1 protein-coding gene is annotated in these 878 nt (G+C 51.3%); it reads right to left on the reverse strand.

Translation table 11 applies throughout. The features are described from left to right. Positions 1 to 668: transposase (locus F4V58_RS00005; protein ID WP_487246626.1), on the reverse strand; the 668-nt coding region annotated here is incomplete at its 3' end. Positions 669 to 878: the final 210 nt, after the last annotated feature.

Below are 878 nucleotides of genomic sequence, written 5' to 3' on the forward strand. Positions count from 1 at the left end.
CAGAACTTTCCAAACAGATCAGAGGTCTTAATTACCTCGCCAAACCGACGGCCGATACCAGTGGCGTTATCAAAGACCATCTCACGGGGAACACCACCGATGTAGTCACAGACGTTTATCAAACCATCGACCACACATTCGGCAGTTTCGCCGAGAAACAGCTGCCCAAAGCGCATATTGGAATACGGAAAAGACACAATAAGCATATGCGCAGTAACTTCCTCACCAGCAATAACAACCTTAGCCTGGCCGAAGTCCACCTCAATAGTGCCTTCTTGTGCAACACGTGGGGCAAACCCCTGCGACCGGTCACGGTGCTCATTCCTCCATGCCTTAACAAACCGGGACACCGGGCTGTAGGAATGAGCATAACCATGCTCCTGGCATAGCCTGTCGAAAATTCTTTTAGCAGTATGACGCTGCTTTTTCGAACGGCGTAAATCATCTTCCAGCCAAGACACAATCACCTCCTGCAGCGACTGGTCAAGAACCTTCGACCCCGGCTTAGGCGTCGCCTTCGGCGGGGATGGAGAAAAATCCTCCTGATCGAGATACTTCTTTACCGTATTACGGGACCTGCCAGTCGTAACAGCGATCTCCCGGCAGGAATAACCTTCCACATCGGCAAGAAGTCTGATATTTTGAATTTCGGGCGTAGTCAACGTCATGGACCTTTCCGTTCCTTTCTGTAAAAAGTTCGCAACAAAACTGCCTACAGAAAGAAACCTAGTACCGGCGGGCGACTGCGCCCTTTAACTATGCCCACAAAGCCACAGAATCAGGCCGCCAACCCCACCGAGAAGTGGCGATTAAACAACAACGGCAACACCAATCGCCCACCCCAAACAAGGCAAAAGCAACCAGCACACCGCAGCCAA

The sequence above is a fragment of the Corynebacterium phocae genome (assembly GCF_008693075.1).
Taxonomy (GTDB): Bacteria; Actinomycetota; Actinomycetes; order Mycobacteriales; family Mycobacteriaceae; genus Corynebacterium; species Corynebacterium phocae.